The following is an 18,459-nucleotide window of genomic DNA, read 5'->3' as shown; positions in this document are numbered from 1 at the left end:
GACGCGACGGCGGCCGGTCACACGGGGCCCTGGTACAGCGCGTACCGCTTGGACACCCGGGCCCCGAAGGCGGCCAGCGTCCGGTTGGCGGCCTGGTTGTCCGCCAGGGTCCAGGACACCTCGGCGGTGCGGTAGCCGAGGCCCCGCGCCCTGCGCGACACCTCCACGTGGAGCAGCGTGTCCAGCCCCCGGCCGCGGTACTGGCGCAGCACGCCGGCGGCGACCACCCGCACCCGGGTGACGCGCCGGGCCGCGCGCAGGTACCGCACCAGCCCGAGCGGCACGCCGCAGGTGTGCAGCCGCCCGCGGGCCGCCCGCAGCGCCGGGGCGACGTCCGGCAGCACCAGCGTGAAGGCGGCCGGCTCTCCGTGCACCTCGGCGATCAGCACCAACTCGGGCCGGGCCACGCGGCGCAGCAGCTTCGCCAGGGCGTCGAACTCCTTCTCCGACGGCGGCGAGTAGCCCCAGTTGTGCTGCCAGGCCTCCTGGTAGAGGCGGCGCAGGACCGCCGTCTCGGCGGCGAAGTCCCGCAGGTCGACCGGCCGTACGCGCAGGCCCCGGACGGTGCGCGCCACATGGCGGGCGAGCCGCTCGGCCCGCGGGCGTTCGTGCAGATCGAGGGGGGTCTCCCAGGCCAGCAGGTCCATGGCCGGTTCCAGCCCGCCCGCCGCCAGCAGTTCGGGGTAGTAGGGCGGGTTGTACGGCATGAGGACGGCCGGGGGCTCGTCGAAACCCTCGGTGAGCACACCGCACTGGTCGTTCGTCGTGAGGTCGACCGGGCCGATCACGCGCTCGTGGCCCCGCTCGCGCAGCCAGGCGGTCGCGGAGGCGATGAGCCGGCGCGCCGCGTCCGGATCGTCGGCGCAGTCGAACAGACCGAAGAAGCCGTGCCGGGTGCCGTGGTGGGCGTTGTGAGCGGGGTTGTCGATCGCGGCGATCCGGCCGACCACGTCCCGTCCCCGCCGGGCGAGGAAGAGCCGCACCGAGCCGGTCTCGAAGAAGGGGTTGGCCCGCCGGTCCACCAGCCGTCGCTGTTCCGCCCGCAACGGCGGGACCCACAGCGGCAGATCGCCGTGGAGGCGGTGGGGCAGATCCAGGAAGGCGCCGCGGTCGGCCCGGGAGTCGACGCCGTGCACCCGCACGGTGGTGAGCGGTTGGCGGGCGGGGCGTGGGGGATCTGTCTGCCTCGCGTAGGCCATCGAGTCGGGCCTCCAGGGTCGCTGCGGTCGGGGAGGCGGAAGCAACACCGGATATTACACAGAGCTATAGCCTAATTACGTAGTGTATGTTCCCGTGGGGCCCGGCCTTCCGCGCAGCCGACGCTGCGGCGGGGCGCAGAAGACGATCTGAGAGGCAGCGCATTGAGGCACAGCGATACTGTCGCCGCGCCCCACGACACCTTGGTCGACGCGGTACGCGCCCATGCCGAAGCGGGCGTGTCCAGGACCGTGGGGGCGGCGGAAGACGTCCGGCTCACGTATCCGGAACTGTGGACCGGAGCGGCGGCCTGCGCCGCGCGGCTGCGCCGGGAGGGCGTCGAGCCCGGCGCCCGTGTCGTGGTGGAGACGGGCACCTCGACCGCCGTGCTCTGCGCGGCGCTGGGGGTGCTGGCGGCCGGCGCCGTCCTGGTGCCCGTGGCCCCCGCCACGAGCGCGCGGCCCGACTCGACGGACAACCGGCGGGTGACCGGCATCGTCCGCTCCAGCGGGGCCCGCCACTACCTCACATGCGGGGACGCCGGCGCCCGGGCGGATCTGCTGGCAACCGCCGGTCTGCGCCTGACCGTTGTGTCCGTGGACGACGTGGCCGCCGAGGGCGCACGCGGCGCAGGGGATCCGTACCCGCTGCCCCCGGTGCTGCCGGAACAGCCGGCCCTGCTGCAGTTCAGCTCCGGAAGCCTGGCCGCCCCCAAGGGCATCCTGCTCAGCCACCGCAACCTCGTGGTGAACGTGTGGGCGTTCCTCCGGCGCATCGGGCTCGTCGCGGGCCGGGGCGTGACCTGGCTGCCCCTCTCCCACGACATGGGGCTCATCGGCAGCTTCCTGGGCTGCCTGTACGGCGGTTCGGCCTTCCACGCCCTGGCGCCCGGCATGTTCGTGCGCGACCCCCTGCGCTGGGTGGAGGCGATGTCCGCCTTCGGCGCCACCCACTCCAGCGGGCCCCCGTTCGCCCTCGACCTGACGATCCGGCGCGCCGAGCGCGACCCGGCCCGGCTCGCGGGGCTCGATCTGTCCGCCCTGCAGGCGCTCGTCGTCGGCTCCGAACGCATCCCGCCGCAGTTGTGCGACCGGTTCGAGGCCGTGTTCGCGCCGTACGGCCTGCGCCGCCATACGCTCCTTCCCGGCTACGGCCTGGCCGAGAACTGCCTGGCGGTGACCCTGCGCCGGCCGCTGACCCCCTCAGCCGTCCTCGTGGCCGACCCTGAGCGGCTCGAAGCCGGCCGGCTCACCGAGGTGCCGGCCGCAGCGTCCGGGCAGGTGCCGGCGAGGCCGCTCATCGGCCATGGAACGCCGCTGGAGGGCACCGAGGTCCGGATCGTCACGGCCGACGGCTCCCCGGCGCGGCCCGGTGAGGTCGGCGAGATCCGCATCGGTGGCGCATCCGCCTGCGCGTGGATCGTCGGCTCCGACGGACGCCGGGTCCCCGCCCGCGGACCGGACGGACTGGTGCCCACCGGAGACCTCGGCGCTTTCGTCGACGGCGAGTTGTACGTGGTGGGCCGGATCAAGGAAGTCATCAAGCACGCGGGTCGCACGATCGCGCCCGCCGATGTGGAGCAGACGGCGCTCGCCGCCGAACCCGCGCTCCTCGGCGCCGCCGCGGCCGTGGCCGTCGCCCGGCGCGAGACCGCCGACGACCTGGTGTTGTTCCTGGAGGTCGTGCGCACCACCGGCCAGGACGAGCAGGCCCGGCTCGCGGACACCGTCCGGCTGGCCGTCCTGCGGGACTTCGGCCTGCCGGTGCAGGAGATCTACGTGGGGCGGCGCGGCGCCCTGCCCAGGACCACCAGCGGCAAGGTGCGGCGGCTGCAGCTGGCCGAGGAACTGCGCACGGACCGGCTCGGCCGGTGCTGGAACCGGACCGCCGAGCTCACGGCCGTGTCCCGATGACCCGCACACACCGAACGAGGAGAGCGACGTGACGGAAACCCTCTCAGGCGTGGGCGACGAGGTGCGCGAGACGGTCAAGGCGCTGCTCGCCGCCCGGCTGCGGCTGACGCCCCAGAGCCTGGACGAGGCGGCGACGCTGGAACGCGTGGGCCTGGACTCGCTGTTGCTGTCGGAGACGCTGGCCGCCGTCGAGGAGGAGTTCGACGTCGCCCTGGACATCGTGTCCCTGGCCGGGCACCTGTACCCGACCCTCCCTGTGGGCCCCCTGCTCGACGCGCTCGCCGAGTCGGTGACGGCGGCGACGGCGTGAACGCGGTGCCCGCTCCCCATCCCCCGAGGACGGCTCTGATGGACTTCTCCCCGGCAGTGAACAGCGCGCTCGACACCGTCGACACCTGGCGCCGCCAAGGCTGCTACCCCCTCTTCCCCGTCGTCGCCGAGGCGCGCGACACCACGGCCCGTATCCGCACGGCCGACGGTGACGAGCAGCCGGTCACCGTCTTCGCCTCGGCCGACTACCTCGCGCTGTCCCGTCTGGACCAGGTCAGGCACGCGGCGATCGAGGCGGTCGAGCGCTTCGGCACCGGCGCCTACGGCACCCAGGCGGTCGGCGGTTTCACCACGCTGCACGAGCAGTTGGAGGCGACCGTCGCGGACTATTTCGGCAAGCCGGCGGCACTGCTCTTCCCGACCGGCATGCAGGCCAACGTGGGAGCGCTGGCCACGCTGGCCCGGCCCGGGGACACCGTGCTGACCGACCATCTCAACCACGGCTCCATCACCCTGGGCATCCGGCTGTCCGGAGCCCACATGGCGCCGTTCCGCCACAACGACGCGCAGCATCTGCACGAGTTGCTGCGCCGCAGCACCGCACCGGGCCGGCGGATCGTCGTGGTCGACGGGCTCTTCAGCGCGGACGGCGACCTGGCCGCGCTCGGGGAGATCGCCGACGTGGCCGAGGCGCACGACGCCGTGCTGGTGGTCGACGAGGCCCACAGCGCCGGACCGCTCGGCCCCCGCGGGCGGGGCGCCGCGGAGCAGCTCGGCGTGCTGGACCGCGTCGACGTGATCACCGGGACGTTCAGCAAGGCCTTCGCCTCCACGGGCGGCTTCGTCTGCGCCGGCGCGCGCGTGGTGGACGCGCTGCGGCACACGGCGGTCGCCTACCTGCTCTCCCTCGGGCTGCCGCCCGCCGCCATCGGGGCGTCGCTCGCCGCCTTCCAGGTGCTGGAGAAGGAGGGGCCCCGGCGGCGCGAGCGTCTGGCACGCACCGCACGGTCGCTGCGCGAGCGCCTGCGCACGGCGGGCGTGGACATCGCCGGGTCGGCCGCCCACGTGGTGGTGGTGCCGGTCGGCTCGGTCGACCGCACCGCCCGGGTCACCCGGCGGCTGCGGGAGCAGGGGCTGCTCGTCGGCCCGCTGTTCCCGCCCGCGGTGCCCATCGGCGGCGCCCGGCTCCGCTTCGGCGTCACCGCCGCGCACACCGAGGAGGATCTGGAGCGCGCCGCGCTCCTCGTGTCCCGGGCCCTGGCCGAGGAGCCCGTGTGACGTGCCGGCCGGCGGCGGACACCGGGATGCGGGCCGCCGGGCTCCGCCTCCCCGCCCGCCCCGGCTTCGCCCACGGCAGCGGCGGACATTCCGCCCCGGCACAAGGCAGGGCCCGCCGCGGCCCGGAGGGAGTGGTACGGAAGTGACGACGAGCCCGGCCGGGACCGCCTCGCCCGACGAGCGCAAGGCCAGGCGCTGGGCCTGGATGGTGGTGCTGGCCGCCTGTCTCCTCGGTGGCCTGTCCGCCGTGGCGTCGCAGGGGCTCACCGCGCGGCTGTCACAAGGCGGCTGGACCCTGGAGTCGTCCGAGTCCAGCCGTGCCGAGACCACGCTGGCCACCCGGTTCGGTGTCGTCGGGCCGCAGCTCATCGTCCGCGCGGACGCCCCCGGGCCGCTCGACGCGCGGCGGACGGCAGCGGCCGGGCGCGAGGTGTGCCGCCGGCTGGAGGCCGATCCGCGGGTGGACCGGGTGACCTGCGCCTGGCCGGCCCGGGACCCGAAGCTGCGCAGCACCGACGGCCGGTCCGCCGTGGTGCTGGTGCACCTGCGCGGCGACGAGCAGACCGTGCGCACGGCGGCACGGGACGTGCAGGCCCGCTTCCCGGAGCGGGTGGGCCCGCTCCGGGTGACCATGTCGGGCAAGGCCCTGGTCCTGTCGGAGACCGAGAGGCTGAGCGAGCGGAGCCTGCACCAGGCGGAACTCATGGCCGTACCGCTCGTCCTGCTGATCCTGCTGTGGGTCCTGGGCAGTCTGCCGGCGGCACTGCTGCCGGTTGCCGTGGGCGCGCTGGCGGCCGGGGTCAGCATGGTCTTCCTGCGGCTGCTCGCCGAGCACGTCACCGTGTCCGCGTTCGCCCTCAACATCACCACCATCCTGGGCTTCGGACTCGCGGTCGACTACTGCCTGCTGCTGGTGCGGCGCCACCGGGAGGAGACCGCCTCGGGACGCCGGCCCCACGAGGCACTCACGGTGATGCTGCGCACCTCCGGGCGCGCCGTCGCCTACTCCGCGGCGACCCTCACCGTCTGCCTGTGCTCCATGCTGCTGTTCCCGCAGCCGCTGCTGAAGTCCGTGGCCTACGGCGGCATCGCCGTTGTCTGCGCCTCGGCGGCGGCGTCCCTCACCGTTCTGCCCGCCCTCCTGCTGGTGCTGGGCCGGCACATCGACCGCTTCGACCTCTTCGCACGGCTGCGCCGCCCGGTGCCCGACGTGACCCGCGGCAGGTGGTTCCGGCTGGCGCAGCGCACCATGCGGCACCCGGCCGCGGCGACCACCGGCCTGCTCGCCGTGCTCCTGCTGCTGGCGGCGCCGGTCACCGACGTACGGCTGGGCATGTACGACGAGCGCATCCTGCCGCCGTCGACGCGACTCGCCCAGGTCACCAGGGAACTGCGCGCCGACTTCGACCCCACGGTGATGGACCGGGCGCAGGTCGTCCTGCCCCGCTTCGGCACCGGAGAGCGGGCGGACAGTGCCCTCGACGCGTACGCCGAGCGGCTCTCCCGGGTGCCGGACGTACGCCGGGTGGACGCCGCGACCGGCACCTACCGCGAGGGACGGCGCACCGCCGCGCCCGGCCCGGCGGCCGCCGTGTACACCCGCGCCGGCGGCACCTGGCTGGCGGTCGTGCCGGAGCGCGGGCTCAACCCGTCGGCCCCGGAGGGAAGCGACCAGGCCCGCGCGCTGCGGGCGGTGCCCGCGCCCGCGCCCGCGTTGGTCGGCGGGCCGGGCGCGGCCCTCGCCGACCTGGAGGACGCCCTGACCGCCCGGCTCCCCTTCGCGCTCGCGATCATCTGCGCGGCGACGCTGCTCCTGCTGACCGTGTTCAGCAGGAGTGTCCTGATCCCCCTGAAGGCGCTGCTGCTGAACGTCCTCACGCTGGGCGCCGCGTCCGGTGTGGTGGTGCTGGTGTTCCAGGAGGGTCACTTCCTGAGCCTGCTGGGTGACGCCTCGGCCACCGGGGTCACCGACGTCGTCGTCCCCAGCCTGATGTTCTGCCTGGCCTTCGGGCTGTCCATGGACTACGAGGTGTTCCTGCTCTCCCGCATCGTCGAGGAGCACCGCCGCGGCCACCCGACGTCGATGGCGGTGGCGCTGGGACTTCAGCACACCGGCCGCCTGTTCACCTCGGCCGCGCTGGTCTTCGTGACCGTCGCGGTGTCCCTGGCGCTGTCCTCGCTGCTGCTGCTCAAGGTGTTCGGGGTCGGTCTCGCGCTCGCCGTGCTGCTGGACTGCACCGTGGTGCGCGCGCTGCTGGTACCCGCCCTCATGAAGCTCTTCGGCGACGCCAACTGGTGGTTCCCGGCGCGACCGGCGTGGGCGCGTCCCCAGCCGCGCCCCGGACCCGCGGCGGAGCCCGCGCATCCCGCGGAGCCCGCCGAAGAGCTGCGGACGACCAGCCCGTCGGGGCGGTGAGCGCCCGCGGCGGCTCTTCACCGCGCCGTCCCCGGTCGCACACCACGGCGACCGGGATTGAATGGCCCCATGACCTCCTTACGCGACCAGTCCCTGACCGGCCCCCACACGGAGATCCACGGTCACGGTCTGACCCTGCGCCCCTGGGACGCCGGTTCCGGCTCCGACGTCGACACCTGGCTGCGCGGCATGCGGGACCCCGAGTTCCGCCGCTGGAACACGCCGCTGCGGCTGGTCACGGACCGGGCGAGTGCCCGTGAGTCCCTGCTGGCGCGGGCGCAGAGCGCCACGGAGGGCACCTCCGTCTCCTTCCGGATCGCGGACGCCCGGACCGGCGAGGCCCTGGGGCACATCGGCGTCAACGAGATCAAGTACCACCTGAAGGTCGCCCGCGTCGGCTACTGGGTGCTCCCGGAGGCCCGCGGCCGGGGAGTCGCCACCCGGGCCCTGCTGCTCGCCGCCGGCTGGTCCTTCGCCGAACTCGCCCTCCACCGGATCGAGCTGGACCACGCGGTCGGCCACGACGTCTCGTGCCGGATAGCGCGGCGGTGCGGTTTCGCGTACGAGGGCACCCTGCGCGGGGCGGTCTTCCAGGAGGGCCGGCACGACGCGTTCCGGGACGCCCACCTGCACGCCCGGCTGGCCACGGACCCGGTGCCGGCGGCTCCTTGAGCGGTGCGGGGTGATCCGGGTCACAGGAGCGGGCCGATCAGTTCGCCCCTTCCCGGCGGTCGTATCGGGTGACCACGCAGAAGGGACCACCGAGATGACCGGACCCGTGAAGGGCCCCGCGAGCTACTTCCCCTCCATCGAGAAGAAGTACGGCCGCCCGATCGCCGCCTGGCAGGCCCTGATCCGTTCCTCCCCGCTGACCCGCCACATGGAGCTCGTCGCCTGGCTCAAGTCCGAACACGGCCTGGGCCACGGGCACGCCAACGCCCTCGTCGCCCACACCCTCGCCGAGGACAGCGGCCGTTGAGCTGACCGGCGGGGAAAAGCAGAGGTGCCGGACGGCGCACCGGCGGCACCATGAGGCATGGACACCGACTCCGGCACCGACCACGAGGCCGACTCCGGCACCGGCCACGGCACCCGCTCCGCCACCGGCGCGTGGCACCTCACCCACGACCTCGGCGACTTCCTGCTCCGCGCCGGGGACTTCCTGCGGTCCCGCCCGGCCCTGCACACCGTGCCGCTGACCGTCACGGAGACCCTGCGCACCCGCGGGGCGCGCGTGTACGGCGACGGCGAGCCGGAGTTCGGGGTGCTGGAGCGGGACGGGGAGGTCCGGGCCGCGTTCTTCCGCACCCCGCCGCACTGGCTCAACGTCACCGCCCTCACCCCCGCGGAGGCCGACGGCCTCGCGGCGCGGCTGGCCGGCCTCGGCAGGCCCCTGCCCGGCGTGAGCGCCGACCGCGACACCGTCGCCGCGTTCGTCGCCGCCTGGCAGCGGCGCACGGGCGCTACGGCCGCTCTCCGCCAGCGCCAGCGGCTCTACCGGCTCGGCACCCTCACCCCGCCCCGGCCCCTGCCGCCCGGCGGGCCCCGGCTCGCCGTGCGGGCGGACCACGCCCTCCTCGTGCGCTGGCACGACGCGTTCGCCGAGGCCGTCGGCGCGGGCACCGTGCGGGACTCCGCCGAGTGGGCGGACGCCCGGATCGACAGCGGCGGCATCACCCTCTGGGAGACCCCGGACGGCGCCCCGGTCGCGATGGCCGGCACGGGCCCGCGGGTCGCAGGGCAGGTACGGGTCGCCCCGGTCTACACCCCGGCCCACCTGCGCGGCCGCGGCTACGCCGGCGCCGTGACGGCCGAGGTCAGCCGCGCCGCCCTCGCCGCCGGGGCGAGCGAGGTGCTGCTCTTCACGGACCTGGCGAACCCCACCAGCAACGGCCTGTACCAGCGCATCGGCTACCGGCCGGTGGCGGACTTCGCGGTGTACGACTTCGCGTAGCCGGCCGGGGTGAGATACGTCAGGCGGCCGGGCGGGCACCACCCGGGGAGAGCGCCGGCGGTCCGTCTCGCCTGCGCTCCGTGGCCGGCAGCACCTGCCGGGGAGACGGTCCCGGGGTCCCGTCAGGGCCAGAGCAGCTCCCGCGTCCATCCCTCCTGGGCGCGCCGGTAGCGGAGCCGGACGTGCTGCCGCCGGGCGTCGCCCTGGAAGAACTCGGCCTCCTCGGCCCGCAGCCGGTACAGCGTCCAGGAGGGCACCGGGGCCTGCGGTTCCCGCGCGGCCCGTTCCCATGCCGACTCCGAGGCCCGGTTCAGTTCCTCCAGCGAGTCCAGCACTTCGCTCTGGCGGCCGGTCAGGGCGGCGGCCAGGGCGCCGGTCGAGCGGGCGTGCAGGTCGCCCTGGGACTCCTCGGACGGGGCGGCGGAGACGGGGCCGCGGACGCGCACCTGGCGGCCCAGCACCGGCCAGTAGAAGCCGAGCGCGGCGTAGGGGCGGCCGGTGAGGTGGCGGCCCTTGCGGCTGCCGGCGTGGGACGCGAAGGACCAGCCCGCGTCGTCCGCCCCGTGCAGCATCACGATCCGTACGTCGGGCTGACCCGAGGCGTCCGCGGTGGCCAGGGACATGGTGTGCGGCTCGGGCTGCCCGGCCGCCACCGCCTGCGCGAACCACTCGGTGAACAGGGGGAGGGGGGCCGCGGGGGCGGTGGCCGGGTCGAAGGGGCGCAGGTCCGTGGTCTCCGGGTCCCACACCCGCAGCGACCTCAGCAGCTCGTGAAGATCGGTTGCCATGACCCGATTGTCACCGCGGCCGGCGCTCCCCGGGGCTCACACCTGTCCCAGGTCGGAGGAGACCCACCGTTCCGGCCGCATCCGCAGCACCAGCTGCTCCCCGTGGTTCTTCGAGGCGAAGTCCACGTAGCCGTCGACCTTCTCGGCCGGCAGGTAGCGCGCGGAGATCTCCCGGAGCTGTTCGAGGGTCGCGGGGGCCGTGCCGACCACCGGGCCCTCCACGGACACGTACCGGATGGTGGGCTCGACCCGGTCCACCATCAGGGAGAACCGGCCCGCAGCGCTGATCAGCTCGTTCTTCCGGGAATCGCGCCCGGTCATGATCCAGATGTCGCCGCCGGGTTCGTACTGGTACCAGATCGGCACGGTCAGCGGGGCGCGGCCCGCCCCCGCGTCGACCGCGAGCGCCGCGATGTGCGGTTCGGCCAGGAACTGTTCACGTTCTTCGCGGGACAGGGCCACCACGGTCTCCTTCGGCAGAACAGTCGGTCCAGGGGTCAACGCCCGGACTCGGCGGTGGTGTTCCCGCCGGGGACTGCCGTCGGCCGCCTCGCGCCGGCACCGCGCAAAGCACGACAGGCGGCCGTCCACCGAAGTGGACCGCCGCCTGCCAGACAGGACTCGGTACAGGAAAAGGACCGCCGTGACCGGCTACTTCGTCGGCTTTCTCCCCGTGACGCCCAGGTGCACCAACAGCGCGAGGTTCGGCTTCAGTTCGGCCTGCTTCACGCCCCAGGAGGAGAAGCCCTTCTGGTGCGAGGCGACGGCCGCGAGCATCGTCACCAGCGAGCCGGCCACGGCCGCCGGGTTCACGTCCTTGTCGACGCGGCCCTTGGCCTGGAGCTCGGCGACGGCGTCCGCGAGGGAACTGTTCACCGAGTTGAGGATCTTCATGCGGAGCTTGTAGAAGCGCTTGTCGCCCTCGGCGGCGCCGAGGTCCACGACCCGCAGGATCGCGTCGTTCCTGCGCCAGAACTCAAGGAACCCGTCGACGAGTTCCTGCGCCGTCTGCCAGCCGGCCTTCCCGGCCCAGGAGCGGTCCTGCAGGAGCTCGGTCAACGTCGCGCCCTCGGCCGCCATTTGGTCGGCGATCTCCAGGACGGCGCCCTCGACGTCCGGGAAGTACTGGTAGAAGGTCGCGGGCGAAGTGCCTGCCTTCCGGGCGACATCGATGACCTTGACGTCCCGGTACGGGGAGGAGCTGAGCATCTCGCTGAGGCAGTCGAGCAGCTTCTGCCGGGTCGCCTGCCCACGCCGGCCGGCCACGCGGCCGTCGACGGTACGCACTTGTCCTGTCATGCCGTCAGCTTACCGACGCGTGATCGAGGCGCGATTCGGCCGACTGCAAATGGGGTGTGGGGGAGTGCGGAGGCTGGTGTGCCTGGTCTGCGGGGTGCGGCCGTCGCGGTTACGTTGGCGACATGGCCGAAAACAGGGCATCGGTGTACGCAGAGGGCGTCCCCTGCTGGGTGGACGCGCAGCTTCCCGACGTCGAGGCGGGCAAGCGCTTCTACGGCGAACTCTTCGGGTGGACCTTCGAGGACTGGTTCGGCCCCTTCACGCGGGCGCTGAAGGAGGGGGAGCCCGTGGCCGCGCTGGTCCGCAAGATGGACGGCCGGCTGCCCAGCGTGTGGACGGTGTACTTCGCGACCCCGGACGCCCGGGCCCTGGCCCGGCGGATCCAGACGGCCGGCGGGCAGGTCGTCCAGTCGCCGGTGCCGGCCGCCGAACTCGGCGTCACCGCCCTGGTCACCGACCCGGAGGGGGCCGTGTTCGCCCTGTGGCAGCCGCGGGAGCACCCCGGCTTCGGCCGGCGGCACGAGCCGGGCACCTTCGCCTGGGCGGAGCTGTACGCCCGGGACACCGAGGCGGCCAACACCTTCTACGGCGACCTCTTCCACGAGGCCCTGTTCGGGCCGGAGGCCGAGCCGGACTTCGGCCGCGCCCCGGTCTCCGGCGTCTTCCCGGCCGAGATGCCGCCGCACTTCCTGGTGCACTTCGCGGTGGCGGACGTGCCGGCCGCGCTGGAGGACGTGGCCCGGCTCGGCGGGCGGATCCAGGCCCCGCCGTTCGAGACCTCGTACGGCACCGTGGCCGTCGTGACGGACGACCAGGGGGCCTCCTTCGCGCTGCTGCGCCGCTGAGCGGGCGCCCACTGGTCATGTTTCGTCCCTTTATGGACGCAGACACCCCAATGGTCACCGGGTTCGCCACCACGGCCCGGGCCAGGAAGAATCGGGGTGCGTGCCGCCATGGCGGTGCGGTGGTGAGACGCTGCACGGGGTCGCGTGGAAGATGTGGCTTGGCGCGGCTCGTACGGGGAGGTGGCAGGCAGAGTGGTGGATCAGCTGACGCAGCACGATCCGCGGCGGATCGGGCCGTTCGAGGTGCTGGGACGGCTGGGTGCCGGCGGCATGGGGCTGGTCTATCTCGCGCGCTCGGCGTCCGGCCGGCGCGTGGCGATCAAGACCGTCCGGACGGAGCTGGCCGAGGACCAGCTGTTCCGGGTCCGCTTCACGCGTGAGGTGGAGGCGGCCCGGGCCGTCTCCGGCTTCTACACGGCCGCGGTCGTGGACGCCGACCCGCGCGCCGCCGTGCCGTGGCTGGCCACCGCGTACGTCCCCGCGCCCTCCCTCGAGGAGATAGTGAACGACTGCGGGCCGCTCCCGGCCCAGGCGGTGCGCTGGCTCGCGGCGGGCGTGGCCGAGGCGCTCCAGTCCATCCACGGGGCCGGTCTGGTGCACCGGGACCTGAAACCGTCGAACGTCCTGGTCGTCGAGGACGGCCCGCGGGTGATCGACTTCGGTATCGCGTCCGGTGTTTCGAACACACGTTTGACGATGACGAACGTGGCGGTCGGCACGCCCGCCTACATGTCCCCGGAGCAGGCGAAGGACTCCCGCAGCGTCACGGGCGCGAGCGATGTCTTCTCGCTCGGCTCGATGCTGGTCTTCGCCGCCACCGGGCACCCGCCCTTCCACGGGGCCAACCCGGTCGAGACCGTCTTCATGCTGCTGCGCGAGGGCCCGGACCTGGAAGGACTCCCGGACGAACTGCGTCCGCTGATCGAGTCCTGTATGCAGATGGACCCCACGGCCCGCCCCAACCCGGCCGACCTCCAGGCGCAGCTGGCCCCGCACCTGTTCGGCTCCGGCTCCGACGACAGCGGCACGGCTTCCGCGTGGCTGCCCGAGCGGGCGGTCCACCTGATCGAGTCCCGCCGCAACGGCCGCCCGGCCGGCAAGCCCGCCGCCGGCCCCGTCCGCAGCGGCGGCGGACGCCCCGGTCCCGGCCCGGCGCCCATCCCGCCGCCGCCCGCGCACGACCCCGTCGTCCCGGCGCCCGCGCCGGTGCCCGCCCCGGTCGGCGGCCCCGACACCGGCCCCGTGCGGCTGGCCGGGGCCCAGGTGCCCATCGGCCCCGGCCCGCGCGTCGCCGACGTGCGCGCCGCCGCGGTCAAGGCGCCCCCTCCGGAGGCCGCCCTCGCCGCCTCCTGGTCCAAGCCCCGCCCCGGCGTCAACGGCGCCGACCCCGCCGTGGGCCCGGCCGTCGCCGCGCCCCCGGCCCCGGCCGCGCCGCCCGAGCAGCCCGGCGGCTGGCGGCCCTGGCGCTTCCGCATGTCCAACGACGTCTGGGGCACCCCGGCGGTCGCCGACGACCTCGTCTACGTCACCTCCTTCGAGGTGCACGCCCTGGACGTGGCCACCGGCCGCCGCCGCTTCAAGACCCGGGACGTCGCCTGGTCCATGGCCGTCTCGGACGGCCGCATCCACGCCTCCGACGGGCCCACCCTGTTCGCCCTGGACGCCCGCGAGGGCGGCGACCTGTGGCGGCTGCAGACGGACGCCTGGGTGTACTCGCTCAAGGCCGGCCGCGGCACCGTCGTCACCGGCACCCGGGGCGGCGGCGTGCAGGGCTGGGAGGCCTCCAGCGGCCGGAAGCTGTGGGAGGTCACCGGCTGCCAGACCGACTTCGAGTCCCCGGAGGCCGGGCCCGCCCTGCACGACGGCACGGTCTACGTGTGGCAGGACGCCCGGCTGCGCGCCCTGGACGCCCGCACCGGCGACGAGCGCTGGTCGTACCCCATCGGCGACGCGGCCTCCTGCGGCGGCGTCCCGGTCCGGCTGGTGCAGGCGCCCGACGGGTACGTCTACGTCTGCGCCGGCACCCGCGTCCTCGCCCTGGACGTGGCCGCCGGGCACGTGCGGTGGCACTTCGAGGCCCCGGCCGTCTTCCTCTCCCCGCCCACCTTCGTCCCCGGCCCGGCCGTCACCGGCGGCGGCATCTACCTGGCCGACTACCTCGGCACGGTCTACGCCCTCGACGCCACCGACGGCCGCGACCGCTGGCGCATCGCCACCGAGGCCCGCGCCTCCGTCGAACCGGTCCTGGTCGCCGCCGGCCACGTCCACGTCGGCAGCGGCAAGGGCCTCTACACCCTGGACGCGGTCACCGGCACGCCCAAGTGGCGCTTCCAGGCGGGCGGCGACATCGTGGGCGCCCCCTCGGTCGCCGAGGGCCGCATCCACTTCGGCTCCACCGACCACCTGCTGTACACCCTGAAGGCCGACGACGGCCGGCTGCGCTGGAAGCTCGCCACCGGCGGCGAGATCACCGGCTCCCCGGTCGTCCGGGACGGGGTGGTGTACGCGTGCAGCAAGGACCGCTGCGTGTACGCGCTGGACGCCGAGAAGGGCACGGGCACGGCACGCACCGCCTGACGTGCCCTCGGCGGCGACTGAGCGGCGTCAGCCGCGCAGTTCGGTCAGGAAGTCCGGCAGCGCCTCGGTCACCTCGTCGGGCCGCTCCTGCTGCGTCCAGTGGCCGCAGCCCGGCAGCACGAGCGCTTGCGGCGCAGGCCGGGCGGCAACTCGGGCAAGGTGCCGATCAGTTAGGGCGTGCCCGGGAACGCGGGCACGGGGTCCCGGTCGCCGTACACGTACAGCGCGGGCGGGGTGACCACCGCGCCCTGCCAGAGTGCGGTCAGCTGGTCCCGGTGAGCCTGTCGAGGTCGTGCCCGACGACGAACGCCCGCTCCTCGCCCGGCCGGGCCGGGCGAGGAGCGGGCGCGCACGCATCGGCCGCGACGGCTCCCCCTCCGCGCCGCCGCGGCCGAACCCCGTGTGGTGATGGCTTACTTCGCCGGCTTGAACGGCTCCGACGTGGCGTGCAGGTCCTTCGTCTCCAGCGGCTCGCCGGTGGCGTGCAGGTCCTCGGTCGTCGCCGCACCCTCACCCGTGGCGTGCAGGTCCTCCGTGGAGGCCTCGCCGTCCGTCGTACCGGTCGCGTGCAAATCCTGCGGCTTGAGCTCGTCGCCCATGATCGTCAACTCTCCTCGGCGTGGATCGAGTGGTGCGGTCGGCGGGCCCGCCCGGTCACTCCCCCGAGTCCGACCGGACGGGCCCTGTGCGGCGACCCGTCTGCCCCCCGACGCGACGGATCGACTACGTCCAGCATGGCGGGGGGCGATAAACGAATGATGAACGCCCCCGGGGTGCCTCAGGCCGCCCGCACCGGGGTCAGCAGCGCACGCACCTCGGCGGCCTCGGGCGAGCCCAGTTCCTCGTAGATCACGGCCGCCTCCTGCCAGCACACCTGGGCCCGGCCGGTCTGCCCTATGCCGCTGAGCGCGCGGCCCAGCACGGTCAGGACGTTGCCCCGCCGCCACTCCCCGCCGATCCCGCGCAGCACGGTGAGCGCCATCTCGGCCCTGGCCGCCGCCTGGGCGGGGCGCCGGGCGGCGAGATCCACCTCGGCCAGCCGGAACAGGCTCATCCCCTCCCACAGGCGCTGCCGGCTGTCGCGGAACACCTCCAGCGCCTCCTGGAGCCGGCCGGCGGCGTCGCCCAGCTCGCCGCTCTGGGTGAGGGCGAGACCGAGGGCGTAGCGGGCGTTCGCCCCGCGCAGGGAGTTGCCCATGCCGTCGTAGATGTCGATGCCCTCCTGGGCCAGCGCCACCGCGCTCTGGGTCCGCCCGGTCGCGAGGTGGATCCGGGACAGGTTGCACAGCGCGGCGGCCTCGCCGGGGCGGTCGCCCAGGGCCCGGAAGTGCTCGATGGCCCGGGAGAGGTGCTCCTCGCCGTCCTCGTGCCGGTTCTGGTACAGCGCGATGATGCCGCGGGCGTTGCGCGCCCAGCAGACGGGCAGCAGGTCGTCGGCCTCCTGGGCGAGCCGGATGGCCCGCTCGGCCTCCTGGTCGGCCCGCTCGAAACGGCCGCCGACGTGGTGGACGTTGACGAGGGTCGTCAGGGCCCGGGCCTCCGCGCGGGCGAGGCCGTGCAGCCGGGCCGCGTCCAGGAGCGCCTCGGCGGTGGCCTCGTACTCCCTGGCGTTGGCTCCCGACTCGGAGAGGTCGTGCGCCGCCCACAGCAGGTCGATGGCGCGCGGGAGGGTGTCCGGCTGCCCCGCGCACTGCCGTACGCACGCCAGGAGGCAGATGGCCTCCGCGTACAGCCAGTCCTGCGCCGCGTGCCGGCTGTCGAACCGCAGCCCGGGGTACTCCGTGACGGCCAGGTGGTCCACCAGCCGGTCCCCCGGCCGCTCGATGGCGTACACGCCCGCCGCGGACGCGAGGTAGAAGTCCAGCAGGCGGGAGACGGCCGCCGTCCGCTCGCCGGGCGGCTGTTCGTCCCGTTCCGCGCAGGCACGCGCGTAGAGCCGGACCAGGTCGTGGAAGCGGTAGCGGCCGGGGGCCGCCGATTCGAGCAGGGACGTGTCGACGAGGGACTCCAGCACGTCCTCCGTCTCCTCGGCGGGCAGGTCCAGCACCGCGGCCGCCGCCGCGAGGGAGATGTCCGGCCCGTCGGCCAGGCCCAGCAGGCGGAAGGCGCGGGCCTGGGCGGGCTCCAGCTGGCCGTAGCCCAGCTCGAAGGTGGCCTTCACCGCCAGGTCGCCGGCCTGGAGTTCGTCCAGGCGGCGGCGCTCGTCGGCGAGCTTCGCCGCGAGGACGGAGACCGTCCAGGTGCGGCGGGCCGCCAGCCGGGACGCCGCGATGCGGATCGCCAGCGGCAGGAAGCCGCAGGCCGCCACCACGTCCAGGGCGGCCTTCCGCTCGGACGCCACCCGCTCCTCGCCCACGATCCTCGTGAACAGCGCCAGCGCCTCGTCCGGGGACATCACGTCCAGGTCGACCAGGTGGGCGCCCGCCAGGTCCACCATCCGCACGCGGGAGGTGACGAGGGCGGCGCAGCCGTCCGTGCCGGGCAGCAGGGGGCGGACCTGGGCGGCGTCGCGGGCGTTGTCCAGCAGCACCAGGACGCGGCGGCCGGCCAGCACCGAGCGGTACAGGGCCGCCCGTTCCTCCAGGGAGTCGGGGATCGCCGAGTCGGCGGTGCCGAGGGCGCGCAGGAAGGAGCCCAGGACCGTCTCCGGCTCGGCGGCCCGCGCGCCGGCGCCCTGGAGGTCTACGTAGAGCTGCCCGTCCGGGAACGCCGTGCGCGCCCGGTGCGCCACGTGCACGGCGAGGGTCGTCTTGCCCACGCCGCCGATGCCCGCGAGGGCGGACACGGCCATGACGCGGCCCTCGGCGGCGGCCAGCAGGTCGCCGAGTTCCCGGACGAAGGCGGAGCGGCCGGTGAAGTCCGGGACGGTGGCGGGCAGTTGTGCCGGCCGTACCGGGGCGGAGGCGGGCTCGGGGGCCGGGGAGGAGGGCTCCGCCAGACCCGGGTCGGCCCGGAGAATGCGCTGTTGCAGCTCGCGCAGGCCGGGGCGCGGGTCCACGCCCAGCTCGTCGGCGAGCAGGCGCCGGGTGTCGGCGTAGACCGCGAGGGCCTCGGCCTGCCGGCCGCTGCGGTACAGCGCCAGCATCAGCAGCTCGCGCAGCCGTTCGCGCAAGGGGTGGGCGGCCGTCAGGGCGGTGAGCTCCGAGACGGCCTCGGCGTGGCAGCCCTGCTCCAGGTCCATGTCCAGGCGCGATTCGAGCAGTTGCAGGCGCCATTCCTCCAGGCGGACCCGCTGCGCCTCCGCGTACGGGCCGGGGACGCCCGCCAGGGTCTCCCCGTCCCACAGGGCGAGGGCGCGCCGCAGCACCTCCCGCGCGTGGCAGAGGTCGCCGGACGACCGGGCCTTGTCCGCCTCGGTGGCCAGGTCCTGCGCGACGGACAGGTCCAGGGCCCCGTCGGGCAGGTCCCGCACCGCGTAGCCGCCGGACTCGCTGACCAGGACGCCGGGGTCGAGCACCTTGCGCAGGCGTGAGGCGTACGTCCGTACCGCTGCCAGGGCCTGCGAGGGCGGTTCCTCGCCCCACAGGGCGTCGATCAGCTCGGCGGCCGTGGCCGTGCGGCCCTCGCGCAGCAGAAGGGCGGCGAGCAGGGCGCGTTGCTGGGGGGACCCGGTGGTGAGGGGCTCGTCGCCGCGCCAGGCGCGTACGGGCCCGAGCACACTGAAGCGCAGCGGCACCGGAGGCACCGCGCCGTCCACCCCCGCCGGCTCTCCCGGCCCCGGTGACTCCGGTGCGGAGCCGGGACGCCGCTGCTCCGGTACGCGCGGTACACCGGCCGGTACACCGTCCATGCAGTCCCCCTAGACATCCTGAGCAACCCCGCCAGTTTGCCTTGTGCGGGCGGATACGTCAGCCGCGGGAGACGCCGATCACAGGGCGGCGCACGGGAGTCCACGAGGTCTGCACAGTGTCTCCGCACCGCC

The 18,459-nt window shown here is 74.7% G+C and carries 15 protein-coding genes and 1 pseudogene; 9 read left to right on the top strand and 7 right to left on the bottom strand.

Going from position 1 to position 18,459, the window contains the following annotated elements:
• Window positions 1-17 precede the first annotated feature (17 nt).
• On the bottom strand, window positions 18-1,199 hold the full coding sequence (locus ACF07N_RS26870; RefSeq protein WP_392117587.1) for a GNAT family N-acetyltransferase: 1,182 nt from the start codon (window positions 1,197-1,199) through the stop codon (window positions 18-20).
• A 237-nt stretch (window positions 1,200-1,436) separates the two neighbouring features.
• On the opposite strand from ACF07N_RS26870, the gene ACF07N_RS26865 reads away from it, so the two are divergent.
• The 7 genes from ACF07N_RS26865 to ACF07N_RS26835 all read left to right on the top strand — a co-directional run bounded on the left by ACF07N_RS26865 (window position 1,437) and on the right by ACF07N_RS26835 (window position 9,028).
• The gene (locus tag ACF07N_RS26865; protein WP_392117584.1) at window positions 1,437-3,110 is read left to right on the top strand and encodes an AMP-binding protein; all 1,674 of its coding nucleotides are present in this window, start codon (window positions 1,437-1,439) and stop codon (window positions 3,108-3,110) included.
• Window positions 3,111-3,138: 28 nt separating this feature from the next.
• Complete coding sequence (locus tag ACF07N_RS26860) at window positions 3,139-3,420, top strand: acyl carrier protein (RefSeq protein WP_392117581.1); 282 nt, start codon at window positions 3,139-3,141, stop codon at window positions 3,418-3,420.
• Window positions 3,421-3,458: 38 nt separating this feature from the next.
• Window positions 3,459-4,658 carry an aminotransferase class I/II-fold pyridoxal phosphate-dependent enzyme gene (locus tag ACF07N_RS26855; RefSeq protein ID WP_392117578.1) on the top strand — a complete coding sequence of 400 codons (1,200 nt, stop codon included), beginning with the start codon at window positions 3,459-3,461 and terminating at the stop codon, window positions 4,656-4,658.
• 142 nt (window positions 4,659-4,800) lie between these two features.
• A complete protein-coding gene (locus ACF07N_RS26850) occupies window positions 4,801-7,074 on the top strand; it encodes an MMPL family transporter (RefSeq protein ID WP_392117576.1) in 2,274 nt (757 codons plus the stop codon).
• Between the two features lie 69 nt (window positions 7,075-7,143).
• Complete coding sequence (locus ACF07N_RS26845) at window positions 7,144-7,746, top strand: GNAT family N-acetyltransferase (RefSeq protein WP_392117573.1); 603 nt, start codon at window positions 7,144-7,146, stop codon at window positions 7,744-7,746.
• 94 nt (window positions 7,747-7,840) lie between these two features.
• Window positions 7,841-8,053, top strand: a complete 213-nt coding sequence (locus tag ACF07N_RS26840; protein ID WP_392117570.1) for a DUF4287 domain-containing protein — start codon at window positions 7,841-7,843, stop codon at window positions 8,051-8,053.
• A gap of 57 nt (window positions 8,054-8,110) precedes the next feature.
• Window positions 8,111-9,028, top strand: a complete 918-nt coding sequence (locus tag ACF07N_RS26835; protein ID WP_392117568.1) for a GNAT family N-acetyltransferase — start codon at window positions 8,111-8,113, stop codon at window positions 9,026-9,028.
• Window positions 9,029-9,150: 122 nt separating this feature from the next.
• Here ACF07N_RS26835 and ACF07N_RS26830 read toward each other — a convergent pair whose 3' ends face one another.
• From ACF07N_RS26830 to ACF07N_RS26820, 3 genes are all read right to left on the bottom strand, one after another.
• Window positions 9,151-9,816, bottom strand: a complete 666-nt coding sequence (locus ACF07N_RS26830) for a pyridoxal 5'-phosphate synthase (protein WP_392117565.1) — start codon at window positions 9,814-9,816, stop codon at window positions 9,151-9,153.
• A gap of 36 nt (window positions 9,817-9,852) precedes the next feature.
• The gene (locus ACF07N_RS26825) at window positions 9,853-10,278 is read right to left on the bottom strand and encodes a pyridoxamine 5'-phosphate oxidase family protein (protein ID WP_392117562.1); all 426 of its coding nucleotides are present in this window, start codon (window positions 10,276-10,278) and stop codon (window positions 9,853-9,855) included.
• Window positions 10,279-10,467: 189 nt separating this feature from the next.
• A complete protein-coding gene (locus tag ACF07N_RS26820) occupies window positions 10,468-11,103 on the bottom strand; it encodes a TetR family transcriptional regulator (protein ID WP_392118064.1) in 636 nt (211 codons plus the stop codon).
• Between the two features lie 134 nt (window positions 11,104-11,237).
• Here ACF07N_RS26820 and ACF07N_RS26815 point away from each other — a divergent pair, with 134 nt between their 5' ends.
• The gene (locus ACF07N_RS26815; RefSeq protein ID WP_392117559.1) at window positions 11,238-11,960 is read left to right on the top strand and encodes a VOC family protein; all 723 of its coding nucleotides are present in this window, start codon (window positions 11,238-11,240) and stop codon (window positions 11,958-11,960) included.
• A 192-nt stretch (window positions 11,961-12,152) separates the two neighbouring features.
• Window positions 12,153-14,537, top strand: a complete 2,385-nt coding sequence (locus ACF07N_RS26810) for a PQQ-binding-like beta-propeller repeat protein (RefSeq protein ID WP_383345049.1) — start codon at window positions 12,153-12,155, stop codon at window positions 14,535-14,537.
• A 27-nt stretch (window positions 14,538-14,564) separates the two neighbouring features.
• Here ACF07N_RS26810 and ACF07N_RS26805 read toward each other — a convergent pair.
• From ACF07N_RS26805 to ACF07N_RS26795, 3 genes and pseudogenes are all read right to left on the bottom strand, one after another.
• Window positions 14,565-14,806: pseudogene (locus tag ACF07N_RS26805) on the bottom strand (alpha/beta fold hydrolase); the annotation flags it as partial.
• 144 nt (window positions 14,807-14,950) lie between these two features.
• Window positions 14,951-15,136 carry a hypothetical protein gene (locus ACF07N_RS26800; RefSeq protein ID WP_383329627.1) on the bottom strand — a complete coding sequence of 62 codons (186 nt, stop codon included), beginning with the start codon at window positions 15,134-15,136 and terminating at the stop codon, window positions 14,951-14,953.
• Between the two features lie 179 nt (window positions 15,137-15,315).
• The gene (locus ACF07N_RS26795; RefSeq protein WP_392117556.1) at window positions 15,316-18,327 is read right to left on the bottom strand and encodes a BTAD domain-containing putative transcriptional regulator; all 3,012 of its coding nucleotides are present in this window, start codon (window positions 18,325-18,327) and stop codon (window positions 15,316-15,318) included.
• Between the last annotated feature and the right edge of the window lie 132 nt (window positions 18,328-18,459).

Origin of the sequence: Streptomyces sp. NPDC015242 (assembly GCF_043079125.1) — a bacterium.
GTDB lineage: Bacteria > Actinomycetota > Actinomycetes > Streptomycetales > Streptomycetaceae > Streptomyces.
Note: the sequence above shows the minus strand (reverse complement) of the source record. Positions and strands in the feature narration are given on the sequence as shown.